The organism is bacterium (assembly GCA_021157605.1).
In the GTDB taxonomy this organism is placed as follows: Bacteria; Patescibacteriota; UBA1384; order JAGGWG01; family JAGGWG01; genus JAGGWG01.
This window is the reverse complement of sequence record JAGGWG010000002.1, coordinates 1-17,128: the sequence shown is the minus strand read 5'-3', so window position 1 is coordinate 17,128 and position 17,128 is coordinate 1. Positions and strand designations below refer to the sequence as shown.

Here is a 17,128-nt window from a genome sequence, read left to right as displayed (position 1 = left end):
GTTGTCTTTTTGTTATTTATCCGGACTAAACGACTTTTTGGAGTTCTGGTGGCTTTTGGATTAGAACAAAAAACAAAATTTATCAAATAGAAATTAGGTCTTTGATTTTTGAAAATGTCTTTTCGCCAATCCCTTTTACCTCTTTTATCTCTTCTTTGCTTTTAAAGGGTCCCCTGCTTTGGCGGTACTCAATAATTCTTTGGGCATAAACCGGTCCTATACCCGGGAGTGATTCCAGTTCTTTTTGAGAAGCCTTGTTGATATTAATAGAAGCAGATTTGGTTGTTTTGGGCTGGCTGTTTTCTGCTTTTTGTTCGTTGCTCTTTGCCGTTGTTTTTGTCTCCAGCTCTTTTTCAAAAGGTATAAATATCTTTTCTCCGTCTTGTAAAAATCTGGCTCGATTTAAAACTTCAGCCACAAATTTTTTGTCTGCTTTTTGATTGATGCCGCCGGCTTTTTGCAAAGCGTCCTCTACTCTGCTTTGAGAATCTAAAGTATAGAGGCCGGGTTTATTAACAGCGCCGCTGACTTCAACAGCGATTGTTTTTGCCCCTTTAACTTTCCCTTTTTTATTAATTAGCCAAAAAGGGTAAATGATGAGAAATAAAAAAGATATTAAAAGAAGGAAAAAGACAATTTGGCGGCGGTAGTGCCCCAAAATACTCAGTATCTCCGACACCTATTTTATTTTAGCAAAAGTAGTTTTTGCCAGTCAGCTGGTTTAAGCTCTTTAGTTATTTTTTTAATTTTTTCACTTAATTTTTTGCTGAATATATTGGCAAACCTAAATTTTAAAAAACCGTGTTGTTGCTCCCCCAGAATTTCACCTGGGCCGCGATGTTTTAAATCTTGTTCAGCGATTTTAAAGCCATCAGTAGTTTTTTCTAAAAACTTTATTTTTTTAGTTCCTCTTTGCGAAGAAGCTATAAAAAAACAATAGCTTTTTTGCCCACTGCGCCCAATTCTTCCTCTTAACTGGTGCAGCTGAGAAAAACCAAAGTGTTCTGCTGTTTCCACTAAAAGAACTGTGGCTTTGGCAATGTCTACACCGACTTCAATTACAGAGGTGGCCACCAAGATTTGTGTTTTTCCTTTTTTAAACTCTCTTATGGTTTTTTCTTTTTCTTTGGGTTTCATTCGGCCATGCAAGAGGTCGACTTGAAATTTAGGAAAGATTTTTTTGATTTTTTTAAACTCTTCTTCTGCGGCTTTGCGGTTGTCAAAATCTAAGGTTTCTTTTTTCTCAATAATTGGGCAGACCACAAAAGCCTGATTTCCTTTTTTTAATTCAGAGTGTATTTTTTGATAGGCCTGTTTGTTTTGATTGGGCCCAAGAACCTTGGTTAAAGTTTGACGTCTAAAGGGTGTGGTTTTAAGAAAATTAACTTTTAAGTCCTCAAATAAAATTAAGGTTAGAGTTCTAGGTATAGGAGTGGCAGTAAGCATTAAAAGGTGGGGCAGAAAGTTCTTTTTGTTTATTTTTTGTCTTAGTTTTGCTCTTTGTTTAACACCAAAACGTTGTTGTTCGTCTATTATTGCTAAAGCCAGATTAGGAATTTTAATTTTTTCTTCTAAAAGTGCATGGGTGCCAAAGATCAAATTTGCTTTTTTGATTTCTGCTAAATTTTTGAGTTTTTCTGTTTTAGCCTTTTTGGATTTTAGACGCCAGATATTAGTCAAAAGCACTGTTTTAAATCTGCTTTTAAAAAATTTGTTAAAGTTTAAAAAGTGTTGGTAAGCCAAGATCTCAGTTGGAGCCATAAGCACCGCTTGTTTTTTGTTTAAAGCGGTATTTATCATTGCCAAAAAGGCAACAATAGTTTTTCCTGAACCCACGTCTCCATTTAATAAACTGGCAGAGGGGTGTTTTTGGGAAGTGTCATTGAGGGTTGCTTGTAGAGCCTTTGTCTGATCAGAGGTGAGTTTAAAAGGCAGGTTTTTGGTAAAAGGATTAAGGTCATAAGGTTTTAAGGAGAAGCTTTGCCATTTTTTCTTTTGTTTTTTTAGGGTTTTAGTTTGGGCAATAAAAGCAAGCATCTCTAAAACTGCCCAAGTTTTTTTGGCTTTTTTTAAGGCCTCTATGTTTAAGGGTTGGTGGATTATTTTTAAAGCATACTCTAAAGAGTAAAGATTAAACTTTTGGTTTAAATTGCGAGGCAGAACAGCAGGGAATCTTTTTATATTAACTAAGGTATTTTTAATAAGCTGGCGTATCTGTTTAGAAGAGAAGCCGGCCACCTCAGGATAAAGAGGGAACATCTTTTTAAAACTTTGGGTTTGGGTTTTGAATTCATAGAGAGGGTTTTCAAACACTATTTTTCCGCGATCAAGTTTTGTTTTGCCAAAAAAGAAAACCTCTTTGTTTTTTAAAACAGAATAAAGGTAGGGTTGGTTAAAAAAACGAAAAAGCAAAGAGCCGCTTTTGTCCTGAATAATGCCTTCAAGAATAAAAAATCTTCTTTTTGGGGTGCGGAAAAGATTAAGATTAGTAATTTTGCCAGAGATGAGCTGTTTTTTTTCTGAGAGTTTAATTTGTCCAATAGGCTTAAGCGCTTTTAGGTTGAGGTATTTTTTAGGAAAAATTAAAAGCAGGTCTTTAACATTTCTTATTCCTAGCTTTTTTAGCTGTGCGGCTTTTTTGGGGCCAATACCTTTGATTTGGCACAAGGGATCGTTTAAAGAGAGCATCTACTTTATATTAAACTAGAAGCTTAGGAAAAAAATACCTCCTCCTGCGCGGGCAACAGGAGGAGGCGGGGTTCTCAGTTTTTTTCTGAAAATTCGATAGGTATCCCTCCCTCTTGATAAAACGCTAGCGCCTGGGCCACGGCGCTGGACGGGAAATATTCCCCCGTTTTTGCGGCCCTGAGGATTTCCTCAGGGTCAGCACTCCCTACTCTAGGAAGTGCTCCAAGTAATACTTCAGTGAAATCTTCGGGGCCCACCATGTTGTTCCCTCCCTCGTCAAGGTACGAGCGTTATTTTAATTTTAATTTGATTTTTAAAATAAAGCAACTGCTTGAGTGAGAGGTTTTTTTTCTTTAAGATTTAATTTGTGAAAAAAGAGAGTTTTTTTTCTGTTTTAAGCGGCCTGATATCTGTATTTCTCTTTATAGGCTTAGGAGTAGCCTTTACTAAGCAAAAGCAGGTTAAAGGTATTGTTTCTTATCTTTGTTCTCAAAAAGTGGTTTTAATTGATGAGGGATTAGTTCAGGAAAGAGAGGCTTTTGTTCTCAGTAAAGAAGAATTTTTTTCTCAAATAGGTCTTGTGGTTTATCCAGAAGACAAGGTTTCAGAGACTCTTCCTTTTAATCTTTGTCAGGGCACAGTGGTGGAAATTAAAAGAGCGCCAACTATTTATTTAGATGTTGGCGGCAAAAAAGAAATAGTGCGCAGTTGGCAGGATACTGTAGCTGATTTACTTAAAGAAAAAAAGGTGGTTTTGGGTTCTAAAGACAGAGTTGAACCGTCTTTAACAGACAAAATTAAAACAGGGATGACAATTAAAGTAGTTAGAGTAGGAGAAAGAATAGAAGAGAAAACAGTTGCTCTCTCTTTTGCAGTTAAGCGCCAGCCTGACCCAGATATGGTTAAAGGCAAAAACAGAGTGATTCAGGCAGGAGAGTATGGAGAGAAAAAAGTGGTTTACAAAGTAGTTACTGAAAATGGAAAGGATGTTAAATGGATAAAAATTGAAGAAAAAGTTACTAAGGAGCCAAAGACTAAAATTATTGCTTATGGCACTAAGCCTAAAACTACTTATTTAGCTACAGGAGAAGCAAGGTGGTATATTTTTACCTCGCGTATGATTGGAGCCTGTAATTTGGTTCCTAAAGGGACAAAGCTTTTAGTAACTAATTTAGACAATGGCCGTTCAATTGAGGTAGTAGCTTCAGGTTGGGGAGCTTTTGGCTTTCCAACAGTGATTGATCTTTCTACTTCAGCTTTTGAGGCTTTGGGTGGAGAGCTTTGGCAAGGGGTTTTGCCGCGTATTAAGATAGAGAAAATTAATGAATAAAAAGTTTTTGTTAAGATAGTTTATAATTAATTTTTACTACTGTGCGACCTATAAAAAAGTTAGGACAAAACTTTTTGCAGGATAAAACTTTTTTAAAAAGAATAGTTGGTTTAGCTTTAAAGCAGACTCCTGTAATAGAAATTGGAGGAGGCAAGGGTGAATTGACCTCTTTTTTAGCTAAAGAAAACAAAGTTTTGGTCATTGAAAAAGATAAGCGTTATAAAAATTTTTTGCGTGTTGTCCCTAATACTTCAGTTTTGATTGCTGATATTAGGGATGTGGATCTGGATAAAGAGATTGTTAAGCACAAATGGAAGAAGTTTCAGGTTTTTGGCAATTTGCCTTTTTATTTGGAAAAGCCGATTATCCAAAAGATTTTAGCTTTAAAAAGCAAGCCTCAAAAAGCGGTTTTTTTAATTAATAAGGAGGTGGCAGAAAAGTTCGCTGAAAAAAAATCAATTTTTTCTCTAAGCGTAGAGTTTTGTGCTCAGGCAAAGGTTTTGTTTTTTGTGCCAAAAGAAGCTTTTTGGCCCCAGCCCAAAGTAGATGGCGCAGTAATTGAGTTAAGTAATTTTTCCTATCCCCTGCCTTTTGGCTTAAAGCGAGATAAAATAAAAAAAGATTTTTTGCGCTTAATAAAACACGGCTTTAGCCGGCCGCGCAAAAAATTGATTAATAATCTGGTTGCTGGTTTGAGAAAAGAGAAGAGCGCTTTGCAAAAAAAATTTAAATCAGCCAAAATAGATTTAAACATTAGGGCTGAAGATTTAAGTTTAGAAGAGTGGTTGCGATTATTTTTTAACCTGAAAGATGCTGAACTTAATTAAAAAAATAAAAAGTAAAGGTAGTGTTTTAGCCAATATCTTTCCTTCTGTTCATAAACGGAGGCGGCACTTTTTGGATTTTTTCCAAAAGGCAAAAAATGGAGTAATCACTGGGGCAGCAGATAATGATCCAGCCGGTATAGTAACCTATACCCAAGCTGGGGCTTCTGCAGGTTACTCTCTTTTATGGCTGATGTTTTTAACTGTTCCACTTTTGATTGCTGTAGAGGAAGTGACTGCTCGTTTGGCAGTGGTGACTAAAAAAGGTTTGGCAGCGGTGATAAGGGATAAGATGGGGCAGAAGGTAGCAATTGTAGTCGCTATTTTAGTTTTAATTGCCAACATAAGTACTATTGGTGCTGATTTGGCTGGAATGTGTGAGGTTTTATCTTTGGTTAGTCCGGTCCCGGTCTGGGTTTTTGCTTTGGTTTTATTTTTAATTTTTGGAATACTCCTTTTTAAAGGAAATTATGCTTTTTTGTCCCGTTTCTTTTTTATTTTGACCCCTTTGTTTTTAGCTTATGTTGTTTCTGCTTTTTTAGCTCATCCTGATTGGGGTTTAGTAGCCAAGCACAGCTTAAATCCCTTTTTAACCTCTGGCCACTCAGTTTGGGTTTTGGCAGTGGCTGTTTTAGGCACCACGCTTTCTCCTTACCTACTTTTTTGGCAAGCCACAGAAGAGGTGGAAGAGCGCAAAAAAGTGGCTGATTTAAATGAGGAAGCCTCGGGGGTAAGATGGGGAATGCTTTATTCCAATCTTATCTTTTACTTTATTATTGTGGCTGGAGCCGCTACTTTGTACGCTAAAGGCATATCGGTAGAGACAGCAAAAGATGCGGCTTTAGCTTTAAAGCCTTTAGCTGGAGATTTTGCTTTTTGGTTTTTTGCTTTGGGCTTGATTGGTTCCGGAGTTTTATCTATCCCTGTTTTGGCTGCCTCTTCAGCTTATGTTTTGGCTGATGCTTTGCACTGGCAAGAGGGTTTAGACAAAAAAATCAATCAAGCCAAAGGATTTTATTGGATATTATTTTTGTCTCTTCTTTTGGGTTTAATTATCGCTATTTTAGGTGTTAATCCGATTCGGGTTTTGGTTTACAGTCAAGTTTTAGACGGGCTTTTAATGCCTTTTTTGCTTTATTTTTTGCTTAAAGTCGGCTTAAACTCTCAAATAATGAAAAAGCATCTGCCACCTTTTTGGATCCGTTTCTTTACTTGGCTTTCCTTTATTGTTTTTATTATTGCTGATTTAGCAATGTTTCTTACTTAAAATATGGGGATACTTTATATTGTGCCTTTGCCAATTGGAAATTTGAAAGATATTACCTTAAGAGCCTTAGAGATACTCAAGGAAGTAGATTTTATTTTGGCAGAAAAACCACGTCGAACTCTGCAGCTTTTGAATTACTATGAGATTAAAAAACCAATTTACCCATATTTTGCCGGTAAAAACGAGAGGTATTTGGCAAATACTATTAGAGAGGTAAAAAAAGGGGAAAAAGCGGCTTTTGTATCTGAAGCAGGTACGCCGGGTATTGCTGATCCGGGTCAAAAAGTAGTAGCTGAGGCTATAAGAGCAGGTTTAAAAGTAGTGGCTTTGCCCGGAGCTTCAGCTTTGACCTTAGTTTTAAGCTTGGCTGGTTTAAGGTTTAGTGAAACCGTATTTTATGGCTATTTACCTAAAAAAGGACGCAGTAAGATTAAAGAGAAAATAGCTTCTGATTTGAAATTTAAGAGGGCTTTGATTTTTTTCTTTTCGCCATACCGTTTGCTTAAAGATTTAGAGTTTTTACAGAATTCTGGGGCAAAGGAAATTGTTTTGCTTAAAGAGGCTACCAAAAAATATGAAAAGGTTTTTAGGGGCACGATCCCAGAAGTTTTGTCTTTGTTGTCTTCAAAAAATGTTAAAGGGGAGTGGGCGGCTTTAGTGGTTTAAAAGTCAAAGTAGGGGGTTTTATTAAAAAAGGTCTCTGATTAAGAGAGCTCACGTTTTTTGGTTTTAGGCAAATTTTTTGAGCAAAGAGGTAGAGGTTTGCATAAATGATTAGGGGGCAGAGGAGTGGTTAAGGCGCACTTCCCTTCAGTACTGCTATTAACTTCTTTTCGTTTTTGTCAAGATTTTTGATAGAGATTTGATTAGGTTTTAGTTGCTAACAAAGGATTTATTTGTTAAATTGGCAAAAAGCCAAACGTTTTTGGCGTTTGGTCCCATCGTCTAGCGGTTTAGGACCTGTCTCACCGTAAATTGTTTTCAATTTACGGCGGGGCGTCAGCTTTTCAAGCTGAAAGTTCTTTCTGCTCAAGATCGAGTTTTTCTAGCAGGTTCAAAAAATGTTTTAAAAAGGCCCCATCGTCTAGTGGTTTAGGACGCCAGCTTCTCAAGCTGGAAACCCGGGTTCGAATCCCGGTGGGGTCAAGGTAATTATTGCCGGGTCGTCTAATGGCAGGACGCGAGGTTCTGGCCCTCGTAATGAAGGTTCGAATCCTTCCCCGGCAGTTTTAAGCAGATAAAAAGCCTCCGTCTATAGGCAAGACTGCGCCTTGGATATAACTGGAGAGATCGCTGGCTAAAAACAGGATTACTTTGGCTATTTCATCAGCTTTGCCCCATCTGTTTAGAGCAAGGCGTTTTTTAAACATAATGCCGGTCTCAATTAAGTCAAACCTTAATTTGCTTAAAGCGGTTTGGATTAATTTTTTAGTGCCTGGGGTGTGAATACCGCCGGGAATAACCACATTAGCCCTAAATCCTTTTTTGCCGTATTCTCTGGCAAGAGAGCGAGTGAGAACAATAACCGCGGCTTTACTAGTAGCATAAGGTATTAAATCAGCTTTAAAAGGCATAATAGCTTCAATTGAAGAGATGTTGATAATTATGCCGTCTCTTTTTTTATAACGGATGAAGTTTTGGCACATCCAAAGCACAGAGGAAAAGTTAATATCAAATATTTTTTTAAGTTCTTTTTCAGTGAGTTCAGAAAACCTTGTTTCTGGATAAATGCCAGCATTGTTAACAAGAATATCTGGTATTTGATTAAGTTTTTGCCAAAGCTTATCGATTTCCTGTTTTTGGCTAAGATCAGTAATATGGGTTTTTATGTCTACTTTATAGTTTTGTTGGATTTCTTTTTTAGTTTTTTGTAAGGTTTCGCTGTCTCGGTCTATTAAAATGAGGTTGCTATTAGCTTGGGCAAAACGTAAAGCCGTAGCTTTGCCTATCCCTGAAGCAGCGCCGGTAATGAGAGAGGTTTTGTTTTTTAGGGAGAGCAATTGTTTTTTGGCAGCCATTTTTTAGATATTAAAACAAAGATTATTTAATGGCAACTTATTGCTTTGACTTTTGTTTAAAAAAAAGTTATTTTTAGGGGGGTTTGGGGCCGTAGCTCAGCTGGCTAGAGCACCGGTTTTGCACACCGGAGGTCGCGGGTTCGAATCCCACCGGCTCCATAAAAAGACTAAAACTCCTTGTTTGCGGATTCGACCTTCGCTCTCGCAGTAAATATAGAAGAAAATATATAATTTAGAAACAAAAATCGGGGATTGGCGCAATTGGTAGCGCGCCGGCTTCGGGTGCCGGAGGTTGCGGGTTCAAGTCCCGCATCCCCGACCATAATTGACTTTCTGATTTTTTGGGCGAGTTTGATTGCTTCGCCACAGGCGGAGCAAAAAACCAAACCACTCGGGCGGGGCGGGAAGGAAAGGGGGTCTGGAGGAAAGGAGTTCCCGCCCCGCCCTCGCTTTTCCGCCGCCAGTAATTTGTTGTTTACATTTTTTGATTTTTGCTGCAGTAAAAATATAACTTTATACTTTAATTCCACGATATTAGTATGTCAAACATAACCAAAATTTAAGAGATTAAGAGAAGTCAAAGGACTATCAAGAAAAATTAGCGAGATTGGCCGATGTCGCCAACAGTACAATTATAAAAATTAAACCTGGCAAAAACCAGAACCCAACGCTCAATACTCTCAAGGAAATTTCGAAAGCTCTTGAGGTTAACGTTGATGAGTTAATTAAATAATCGTAAAATAAAACTATGAGCAAAATGTTCCCATTCACAACATTATCGCTGATCGCACTTTTGGCGATATTTTCCTTTACTCCTAAATCAGTTCTTGCAGACGGTATAATGATAAAGCCCGATCCTTATTCGGATAGGTGGGATTATTCAGATGAAAGTAATCAACAAGCATTTATTAATTATGATAATGGCTTGCAGAAAATGATTATTAGCGTCGGATTTGAAGGCGAAAATAGCAATGGTGTTGTTTGGCTTTTCCCAGTTCCTGCTGACCCGAACAAAGTAACAATTGATGTTGTAAAAAGTTTACCCCAGTTAAGTGGTGAAGAAATTTCAAAAAAAGCGAAGTTTAACTTAGACGATACGACAGAATTTTTACAGATGACGCAAATTTATACAATTCCCTTTGTGTTGTTCTCTCGAACATTAGACACAGCTGGAACTAAAAGTATTGAAAATGCCCTCGGCGCGCCGGATGGTTTTAGTAGAAATATTGAGCAAGATATTATTGTCTATGACCATCTAGAAAAAGAGGGCATTGCTTCGGAAATTATTACCGCCAAAACTACTACCGGTCTTTATAATTATTTGAGAAGTAAAGAATTAAAAATTGAAAGCGGCTCTATTCCGGTTTTGGATAACTACATAGGTAAAGAGTATTCTTTCGTTGTCTCTTGGATAAACTCCCCTGAAAAAATTATATCTACTCAAAATAGGGGTGTATTTGTAACATTTCCCACAAAAGATATTTATTACCCAATGCTTCCAACAAGTGTTTATGGAAGCAAGATAGTTCCGGCGACAATTAGAGTAATTGGTCATGTTTCGCCAAAAGTATTTCAAGATATTAAAAGCTATACAAAAGTGGATTATTATATTGACAGTTATGTTAGTTTTGCTGATGACCTGAAAAATTTTTATAGCGGACGAAACCAAGATATCAAATACACTAAAATAAAAATTAACGCACCATCAAAGTTCTTAACTGATGATTTATGGATAAGCAGTTTTTCGCCTATAAAAACTTATTACTCAACTTTTATTGCTAAACATCCTGTAATTATTGCGATAATTTTGCTGATTATAAGCTCGTTGATAACAGGTATTTTAGTAGGTTGGATCACCTTTAAAGCGTTGAGAAAAAACATATTTAAGCTTGGGCTTGTTGGACTATCTAACTGTTTATCAATTTTTGGATTATTGATAACAATTGCGCTTGTTAGTACAAAAGAAAAAAATGAAAGCGTTGAACCAGTACTTACTGAAATAAAACAAAGGGGTTATTTTTGGAAAAGAAAACTCGCGGCTATTCTATTACTGGCTGATGTGCCATTTTTAGTAATTTCTCTTTTTGTTATTCCTGGTTTAATTGAAGAATTGGCAGATTTGTTTGGTTCGGGTTATTTCAACGCAACAGGACAGCTTATATTGGTATTAGTTTCAGTCGCAGTATTGGTGTTTTCCTTAGTCATCAAAAGAATAAAGCCGGAAGATAAAAATTTATTTGAGCAGCTTAAATTGAATAATTATTCATCTTGGTCATTCCAACCGAAAGATAAGATGAAGTATGTTTTTGTTCCAGTTTTTTCTGTTGTGTTTTTGATTGTTTCTTGGTTAGTGGTTAAGTTGGTTGCATTCACCGTTTAGAATTTTCTAGACGGCGCGCCAACTTCGCTGGCACGAAATTCGGCGGCGGCGAAAGCGAGGGCGAGGCGGAACAATCCTCAAATTCAATATGGTGGTGTTTATTGGACGAAATCCGAACCTTTTTTGAGCAAAATCCAGAGGATTTTGCGGATTGAATCCCGCCCAGCGTTTCCGCCCGCCTCCGCTTCGCTACGGCGGCAAGCAAAACGGAAAAATTTTCTCTACATTTTTTTAATCGCGCGCCCCCAAAATTTTTTTCAATTAAGGAAAAGAAAATTTTTCTGTTTTGCCTTCCTCTTGCCAGAGGAATTGCGGAAACGCTTTCCCGCCCCCAGCCCGCCTGCTCTGTCCGCCGAAGGCGGACTGGGGGTGAGAAGCGGCTCGTCTTTGCGTCAGCAAAGAGGCAAAGCCCGCAAAAATTGTTTCCTTAATTGAAAAAGATTTTTGCGCGCGCCCATTCAAAAATGTTTCAATTTTTGCGGGCTTTGCCTGCCGCCGTCAGGCGGCAAATAAACTCTGGTGGAGCTGGAGGGATTTGAACCCTCGTCTGCTCTTGGTTTCCCCAAGAATCTACAGGCTTAGCCTAGTTTGAAAATTCTTTCTGCTCTTTAAACTAGGCAAAAAAAGCAGAAATAAGCTCCTTTTTAGAATCCAAGCTTATCTGGAGCAAGACAAGCTTTTAAGCCGAGTTTTTGAACCCGCTTCAGCTTTCTCGGCTCAAGCTGAGGGGTGCTCTTGTATTAAGCAAGAGCGAGTGCCGGTTCTTTGGCACTTGAATTACTGGTTTTGTTCAAAGCAGTCCAGCAACTGCTTGCCTGCATTTTGAAGGAAACTGCAAAAGCATCAATGCCTTTCAGCCCCTTTTCTTGCTCTATTATAGCACTAAAAAACCTAAAAACAAGGTTTAGGAGGTTTTTTCTTCTGGTTGAGGTTCTTTTTGTTCTTCTTCCTCTTTTGTTTCTTCAGCTTTTTCTTCCTCCTCTTCCTCTTCTTTGCCCTTTTCAACCTCAACTGCTTCCACATCTTCAACAGGAGCTTCTTCCAGTTCAGCCAATTCTTCTTCTGATCGAGGAGGCTGAATGGTAGCTATTACTACCTCTTTGTCTTCAGTTATCTCAATGCCTTTAGGTGTTTTTAGGTCGCCTACTTTAATAGTATCGTGGAGATCTTTTAAAACAGTCAAATCTACTTTGATTTCATCGACCAGATCTTTAGGCAAGCATTCTACTTCTACAGAATCTTTTTCTGTAAGCAAAACCCCACCTTTGTTTTTAACTGCAGGAGGTTTGCCTTTAAAATCTAAAGGTATTTCTGTTTTAATAGGCTGGTCCATTCGCACCGCATAAAAATCCAAGTGAATAATTTTGTCAGTTATAGGGTCAAACTGAATATCGTAAATAAGTACTTTTTTCTTTGTGCCGTTTATTTCTAAATCAATTAAGTGCGAGGTTCCAACCTCAACGGCTTTTTCCGCTTCTTTAGCCTTGACAAAAAGAGAAATAGGTTTTGTTTGGGGGCCATAAATAACAGCCGGTATTAGCCCTTTTTGGCGTATATTTTTTGGTTTTTCTTTTTTGTCTCTTTTTTGGGCTAAAAGAGAAATTTTAGCTTGTGTTTTATTCATAATTTATCTTAAAAACAACACCAGCCAACTTAACACACTTTATGTTTGTAATCAAGAGTTATTTTAACCAATCTGAAAGAGGGGTATTTTGCTTTTCAATAAAACGGGCAAACTCTATTACCTCATCGGCTTTAATTGGCTTTTTACGCTGTTCAAACAATGGAGGTTTTATAGAAGGAGTAGTTTCTAAAAAGATATCAGCTTTTGGAGGTATACCTCTTTCATTAACCATTACCGAGGCAAAAACATTACTTTGGCAATGGGGACAAGTTAATTGAAAAAGGAAAAAGTTATTGATGTTCCCTCGAAACTTAATAGCTTCTTCTGGGTAGTGCATACTGCAAACAGGACAGCGGACTTTAGCCTGAATGCTTTTGATTAATTGTTGGAGTAGTTTTGAATCCATCACCTATATTTTAACAAGTTTGTCAAATCAAGTCAAAGCTTTAAGTTTTTTGGAAATAATTTCAGAGATTCTTTTTACTGCTAATCTGGTGCCTTCATTAGTGTCAAGGACAAGATTGGCGTATTTTTTAGAAGGCAGAACCCATTTTTCCTGTTGGGGTTTTACTACTTCTAGATACCACTGTAGGTTTTGCGCTAACTCTTTAATAGTTAAACCCCGTCGGTATATATCCCTGAGAAGCCGGCGGGCTAACCTTATATCTCTGTCAGCATCTAAGAATATCTTTAAGTCTAAAAGCTGACGTACAGATTTTATTGTTAGCACAAAAATTCCCTCTACAATTATTACAGGGTTGGAGTTTAATTTTAGGGTTTGTTTTTTGCGGGAATGGGTTTTAAAGTCATAAATTGGTATCTCTACTTCCTCGCCTTTTTTAAGTTTTTTGAGGTGTTTTATGAATAGATGAGTATCAATAGCTTTTGGTGTATCAAAATTGGCTCTTTGCCATCTTTCTTCACCCAAATGTTGGGCGTCTAAATAGTAGTTATCTTGAGAGATAACAGTAATTTTTGGTCCAAATATTTCTTTCAGCCGTTCTATAGTTTGGGTTTTGCCTGCGGCTGTTCCTCCGGTAATACCAATAGTAAAGATTTTGTTTTTCATTGGTCTATTATATCATAGTGGGTTTATCCACTTGATTGAATACCTTTTTCACTGCAACATAAAATTAATGCGTCGTATTTTAGGCCTTTTGGTTTTAGCAGGTTTTTTCCTCTTTCCTTCTTTGGTGTTGGCTTTTGATTTTAAGCCAGCAGGGTTAACCCCTTTGTCCCCTTGGTATTTTTTAGAGACCGGTAAAGAGGAGATAGTTTTGTTTTTTACTTTTTCTTCTGTGCAAAAGGTAGATAAGTTAATTCAGCTCTCTTCAGAAAAGATGAGTGAAATAAACGAAGTTTTAAATAAAGATTCGGATAAGGCTTTGGTTTCCATTTTGCGAGCTCAAAACCTGCTTTCAAGAGTAAAAAAAGTGGTTTCTGGGGCTAAAAAAGATAAAGTTTTTGCAGAGAAGAGGGTTGAATGGCAGGAGATTTTGGCTCAAGAATTAGTTTTTTTAACGGAGAAGAGAGGAGACCTTCAACAAGCAGATAATACCATCTCCTTGATAAAAGAAGTAAGGCAGGTTTTAAAATAAAAATTAAGCTGTATAGCATCCCCCTGAGTTGGGAAAATTCCCTTTTGCTCAGGGGGTTTATTTGATTATCTGGTTTTTTTGGCATAAACTGTAAGGGTTATGGAGAGTTTAAAGAAAAAACGTCATTCTGCCTCTCATATTTTAGCTATGGCAGTAAAGAGGCTTTTTCCCCAAGCAAAGTTGGGGATTGGTCCAGCTATTGATAATGGTTTTTACTACGATTTTTCTAATGTAGAAATTAAAGAAGACGATTTGCCGCGTCTTGAAAAAGAGGCTAAAAAGATTATTCTCTCCGGGGTAGAATTTAGGCGTAAAGAGTTATCGCCCAAAGAAGCTCAAAAAGTTTTTCAAAACGAGCCTTTTAAGCTGGAGCTAATTAAAGATTTGGCTAAAAGAAATAAGAAGATATCTGTTTATTATTCAGGTGATTTTGTTGATCTTTGTGAAGGTCCGCACATTAACTCTTCTCAAGAACTGAATGCCCAAGGCTTTAAACTGCTGAACTTAGCTGGAGCTTATTGGCGGGGCAAGGAGACTAACCCGATGCTGGTGAGGGTTTATGGTACTTATTTTGACTCCAAAGAAGAACTTGAGGCTTATTTGCAAAAACTTAAGGAGATAAAAAAGCGGGACCACAAGGTTTTGGGTAAAAAATTGGATCTTTTTGGAATCTATCCAAAAGAAATTGGTTCTGGTTTAGTTTTATGGCACCCTCAAGGTGCAGTTATCAGAGAAGAGGTCGAAAATTTCTGGAAAGACGTACACAAAAAAGAGGGTTATCAGCTTGTTTATACCCCCCACATCGGCCGTGTGGGGTTATGGAAGAAATCAGGTCATTTTCAGCACTATCGAGAAATGATGTACAGCCCTATTGAGATGCCAGACGAAACTTATCTTTTAAAGCCAATGAACTGCCCTTTTCATGTACAGATTTATAAGTCTGAACAAAGAAGTTATCGTGATTTGCCAATTAAATATGCTGAGTTAGGCACAGTTTATCGTTATGAAAAAAAGGGGGTGCTTTTAGGACTTTTGCGAGTTAGGGGTTTTACTCAGGATGACGCCCATATTTTTTGCCGTCAGGATCAGCTTGAAGAGGAAATTGCCAAAGTTTTCAATTTAGCCAAAAAGATGTTAAAGGTTTTTGGTTTTAAAAAGCTTGAGATAGAGTTAGCAGTTCGTGATAAAGAGAATAAAAAGGATTATATTGGTTCAGAAGAGGTTTGGCAAAAAGCAGAAAGGGCCTTGAGAGAGATTCTTAAAAAGGAGAAGGTTGATTTTCATGAAGGCGAGGGAGAGGCAAAGTTTTATGGCCCTTCAATTGATATAAAGCTTTTAGATTCTTTGGGGAGGGCATGGCAGGGACCGACAATTCAGGTTGATTTTAATTTTCCGGAAAAGTTTGATCTTTACTTTATAAACGAAAAAGGGAAAAAAGAACGGCCGGTGATGATCCACCGCACTGTTTTAGGTGCAATGGAGAGATTTATTGGTGGCTTGATTGAGCATTATGCCGGAGCTTTTCCATTGTGGCTGGCTCCTGTACAAATAGCTTTAGTGCCAGTGGCAGAAAAGCATCTTGCTTTAGCCAAAAAGGTAGCTGACCATCTTTCTGGTTTTAGAGTTAAAGTTTATTCCTCTTCTGAAACTGTGAGCAAAAGGATTAAAAAAGCTGAAGAAGATAAGGTTCCCTATGTGTTGGTTTTGGGCGACAAAGAAAAAGGTCTTAAAACAAAGCTTCCAGTGAGGATTAGAGGCGGAAAGATAAAAAATATGACTCTAGAAAGTTTTGGTTCTTATCTGGCAGAAAAGGTTGCAAACAAAAGCTTGAACTTGTAATCGCTATGGCAAAAAAAGCTAAATTTTTTCTTTTTGTTTTGGGTTGTCAGATGAATGAGAATGATGCTGAAAGATTGCGGTATTTGTTAACTAAAATAGGTTTAGAAGAAGTTGAGAGTGATAAGGATGCTGATTTGATTATTGTTTTGCTTTGTTCAGTAAGGCAGGCGCCAGTGGACAGAATATGGGGGAAGCTTAGGGTTTGGTCAAAAAAGAAATCTCTTTTGTTGCTTTCTGGTTGTATTACTCGTTCAGACAAAGCTAAATTTTCTTCAAAATTTGACCTGATTTTTCCTATTTTAAAACCAGAAAAGCTGCTAAGTTTTATTTTTTCCCAACAGATTATTGATAAACCTGCTTTTGAAAGAGGGAAACAGCTAGCCAAAAAAGGTTTTTTTAATATCAAGGCTCAAAGAAGATCAAATAGAGCTTATATACCTATAGGTACAGGTTGTAATAATTTTTGTACTTATTGTGTAGTGCCTTATACACGGGGAAGGGAGAAATATCGGCCTTTTGGCGAAATAGAGAAAGAGGTGATGAGAGTCTTGAAGGAGGGGGCAAAGAGGATTGTTTTTATAGCTCAGAATGTGAACAGCTATCGTCTGGATAAAAAAGCTCGAACTTTCTTGCAAAAACACTATGGCCAAAAACCTGATTTTGTTCTTTTGTTGAACTACTTTAATGATTTGGAGGGTGATTTTAGAATTGAGTTTCTTACTTCTCATCCTAAAGATATGAGCGAGGAGCTGATTGAGGCTATAGGTAAATTAGATAAAGTAGTTAAATGGATCCACTTGCCAGTGCAGTCAGGGGATAATGAGATTTTAAAAAAGATGAATCGTGGCTATACAAGAGAAAGGTATTTGGAGTTAGTAAAAAAGATTCGCCAAAAAATACCAAAAGTGATTTTAACCACTGATATTATTGTTGGTTTTCCTCAAGAAACAGAGAAGCAATTTCAAAATACCGTTGATCTGGTTAAAAAATGCAGGTTTAATCAGGCTTTTATTGCCAAATTTAGTCCCCGTCCCAATACTCCAGCGGCTGATTTAGATGATAATGTGTCTTTAAAAGAGAAAAAAAGGCGGTTTGAGATTTTGGATAATTTGATCAATAAAACAGGGCAAGGGTTGGATAACCCTTGGAAAGTAGCTGAAGGAGGCAGTAAGAATAATTGAGAGTATTAAGTTTTTTTGTCATAATATTGGTGTGTTATAATGGCTTAAAGTAAAGAACTATTTCCTATGCCTCGGCTAAAGACTCCAAAAGATTTTGATTGGTCAGAACAAAATAAAGAACAAACTTCTTTTAAAGAAACCCAAATCTTTCACTTTCTTAATAATCTCCACCAAACTCTAAAGCAAAGGTTTTCTTGGTACAATCTCTATCACTCTCTCTCCAATGTTTCTTTTTTAAACTTAGGCATATTAATTCTTTCTTTTGTTCTTTTCTTTGCCTATACATTTCCCTATATCTCTATTCCTCTATCTCTTCAAAAAGGCAAGGTTTTGGGAACCTCTTGGTATGATTACAGTTGGCAATACCGTGACACTATTA

General features: G+C 37.3%; 16 protein-coding genes, 4 tRNA genes and 1 other RNA gene. 14 read left to right on the top strand and 7 right to left on the bottom strand.

Annotated features, from left to right (window positions below; genetic code table 11):
- Positions 1–82 precede the first annotated feature (82 nt).
- Together J7K05_00120 and J7K05_00115 are read right to left on the bottom strand one after the other, a co-directional pair.
- A complete protein-coding gene (locus J7K05_00120; protein MCD6194600.1) occupies positions 83–679 on the bottom strand; it encodes a helix-hairpin-helix domain-containing protein in 597 nt (198 codons plus the stop codon).
- Positions 680–684: 5 nt separating this feature from the next.
- Entirely contained in the window at positions 685–2,688 is a 2,004-nt protein-coding gene (locus J7K05_00115; protein ID MCD6194599.1) for an ATP-dependent DNA helicase RecG, read from the bottom strand.
- A 367-nt stretch (positions 2,689–3,055) separates the two neighbouring features.
- On the opposite strand from J7K05_00115, the gene J7K05_00110 reads away from it, so the two are divergent.
- From J7K05_00110 to J7K05_00085, 6 genes are all read left to right on the top strand, one after another.
- Complete coding sequence (locus tag J7K05_00110) at positions 3,056–4,018, top strand: G5 domain-containing protein (protein ID MCD6194598.1); 963 nt, start codon at positions 3,056–3,058, stop codon at positions 4,016–4,018.
- Between the two features lie 41 nt (positions 4,019–4,059).
- A complete protein-coding gene (locus J7K05_00105; protein MCD6194597.1) occupies positions 4,060–4,845 on the top strand; it encodes a hypothetical protein in 786 nt (261 codons plus the stop codon).
- A complete protein-coding gene (locus J7K05_00100) occupies positions 4,829–6,109 on the top strand; it encodes a divalent metal cation transporter (GenBank protein ID MCD6194596.1) in 1,281 nt (426 codons plus the stop codon). The genes J7K05_00105 and J7K05_00100 overlap by 17 nt, the downstream gene beginning before the upstream one ends.
- Before the next feature lie 3 nt (positions 6,110–6,112).
- Positions 6,113–6,775, top strand: a complete 663-nt coding sequence (locus tag J7K05_00095; GenBank protein ID MCD6194595.1) for an rRNA small subunit methyltransferase 1 — start codon at positions 6,113–6,115, stop codon at positions 6,773–6,775.
- 407 nt (positions 6,776–7,182) lie between these two features.
- Positions 7,183–7,255, top strand: a tRNA-Glu gene (locus tag J7K05_00090).
- Positions 7,256–7,265: 10 nt separating this feature from the next.
- Positions 7,266–7,336 (top strand) — tRNA-Gln (locus J7K05_00085).
- A 2-nt stretch (positions 7,337–7,338) separates the two neighbouring features.
- On the opposite strand, the gene J7K05_00080 is transcribed toward J7K05_00085, so the two are convergent.
- Entirely contained in the window at positions 7,339–8,127 is a 789-nt protein-coding gene (locus J7K05_00080) for an SDR family oxidoreductase (GenBank protein MCD6194594.1), read from the bottom strand.
- Positions 8,128–8,212: 85 nt separating this feature from the next.
- On the opposite strand from J7K05_00080, the gene J7K05_00075 reads away from it, so the two are divergent.
- The 4 genes from J7K05_00075 (at position 8,213) to J7K05_00060 (ending at position 10,507) form a co-directional block, all read left to right on the top strand.
- Positions 8,213–8,286: transfer RNA gene (locus J7K05_00075), tRNA-Ala, on the top strand.
- An 87-nt stretch (positions 8,287–8,373) separates the two neighbouring features.
- Positions 8,374–8,449 (top strand) — tRNA-Pro (locus tag J7K05_00070).
- Between the two features lie 285 nt (positions 8,450–8,734).
- Positions 8,735–8,860: a hypothetical protein gene (locus J7K05_00065; protein ID MCD6194593.1), complete on the top strand. Its 126-nt coding sequence runs from the start codon at positions 8,735–8,737 to the stop codon at positions 8,858–8,860.
- A 15-nt stretch (positions 8,861–8,875) separates the two neighbouring features.
- Positions 8,876–10,507 (top strand): hypothetical protein, encoded by a 1,632-nt coding sequence (locus tag J7K05_00060; protein ID MCD6194592.1) that lies wholly within the window; start codon positions 8,876–8,878, stop codon positions 10,505–10,507.
- Positions 10,508–11,024: 517 nt separating this feature from the next.
- Here J7K05_00060 and ssrA read toward each other — a convergent pair.
- The 4 genes from ssrA to udk form a co-directional block, all read right to left on the bottom strand.
- Positions 11,025–11,368: a transfer-messenger RNA gene (gene ssrA / locus J7K05_00055) on the bottom strand.
- 43 nt (positions 11,369–11,411) lie between these two features.
- Positions 11,412–12,131: a 50S ribosomal protein L25 gene (locus J7K05_00050; protein ID MCD6194591.1), complete on the bottom strand. Its 720-nt coding sequence runs from the start codon at positions 12,129–12,131 to the stop codon at positions 11,412–11,414.
- A gap of 58 nt (positions 12,132–12,189) precedes the next feature.
- A complete protein-coding gene (locus J7K05_00045; GenBank protein MCD6194590.1) occupies positions 12,190–12,537 on the bottom strand; it encodes a hypothetical protein in 348 nt (115 codons plus the stop codon).
- Between the two features lie 27 nt (positions 12,538–12,564).
- Positions 12,565–13,200 (bottom strand): uridine kinase, encoded by a 636-nt coding sequence (gene udk, locus J7K05_00040; GenBank protein MCD6194589.1) that lies wholly within the window; start codon positions 13,198–13,200, stop codon positions 12,565–12,567.
- A 67-nt stretch (positions 13,201–13,267) separates the two neighbouring features.
- Between udk and J7K05_00035 the strand changes: the two genes are divergently transcribed.
- The 4 genes from J7K05_00035 to J7K05_00020 form a co-directional block, all read left to right on the top strand.
- Positions 13,268–13,729, top strand: coding sequence for a hypothetical protein (locus J7K05_00035; protein ID MCD6194588.1), 462 nt, complete (start codon positions 13,268–13,270; stop codon positions 13,727–13,729).
- Positions 13,730–13,828: 99 nt separating this feature from the next.
- Positions 13,829–15,568 (top strand): threonine--tRNA ligase, encoded by a 1,740-nt coding sequence (locus J7K05_00030; protein ID MCD6194587.1) that lies wholly within the window; start codon positions 13,829–13,831, stop codon positions 15,566–15,568.
- A gap of 5 nt (positions 15,569–15,573) precedes the next feature.
- Positions 15,574–16,749, top strand: a complete 1,176-nt coding sequence (locus J7K05_00025) for a MiaB/RimO family radical SAM methylthiotransferase (GenBank protein ID MCD6194586.1) — start codon at positions 15,574–15,576, stop codon at positions 16,747–16,749.
- Positions 16,750–16,815: 66 nt separating this feature from the next.
- A partial coding sequence (locus tag J7K05_00020) for a hypothetical protein (protein MCD6194585.1) occupies positions 16,816–17,128 on the top strand: 313 nt, incomplete at its 3' end.

Excerpts from the sequence above, each read along its gene's own strand:
- J7K05_00115 (MCD6194599.1), bottom strand. The coding sequence starts at position 2,688 with ATGCTCTCTTTAAACGATCCCTTGTGCCAAATCAAAGGTATTGGCCCC.
- J7K05_00100 (MCD6194596.1), top strand. The coding sequence starts at position 4,829 with ATGCTGAACTTAATTAAAAAAATAAAAAGTAAAGGTAGTGTTTTAGCC.
- J7K05_00095 (MCD6194595.1), top strand. The coding sequence starts at position 6,113 with ATGGGGATACTTTATATTGTGCCTTTGCCAATTGGAAATTTGAAAGAT.
- J7K05_00080 (MCD6194594.1), bottom strand. The coding sequence starts at position 8,127 with ATGGCTGCCAAAAAACAATTGCTCTCCCTAAAAAACAAAACCTCTCTC.
- J7K05_00060 (MCD6194592.1), top strand. The coding sequence starts at position 8,876 with ATGAGCAAAATGTTCCCATTCACAACATTATCGCTGATCGCACTTTTG.
- J7K05_00050 (MCD6194591.1), bottom strand. The coding sequence starts at position 12,131 with ATGAATAAAACACAAGCTAAAATTTCTCTTTTAGCCCAAAAAAGAGAC.
- J7K05_00045 (MCD6194590.1), bottom strand. The coding sequence starts at position 12,537 with ATGGATTCAAAACTACTCCAACAATTAATCAAAAGCATTCAGGCTAAA.
- udk (MCD6194589.1), bottom strand. The coding sequence starts at position 13,200 with ATGAAAAACAAAATCTTTACTATTGGTATTACCGGAGGAACAGCCGCA.
- J7K05_00035 (MCD6194588.1), top strand. The coding sequence starts at position 13,268 with ATGCGTCGTATTTTAGGCCTTTTGGTTTTAGCAGGTTTTTTCCTCTTT.
- J7K05_00030 (MCD6194587.1), top strand. The coding sequence starts at position 13,829 with ATGGAGAGTTTAAAGAAAAAACGTCATTCTGCCTCTCATATTTTAGCT.
- J7K05_00025 (MCD6194586.1), top strand. The coding sequence starts at position 15,574 with ATGGCAAAAAAAGCTAAATTTTTTCTTTTTGTTTTGGGTTGTCAGATG.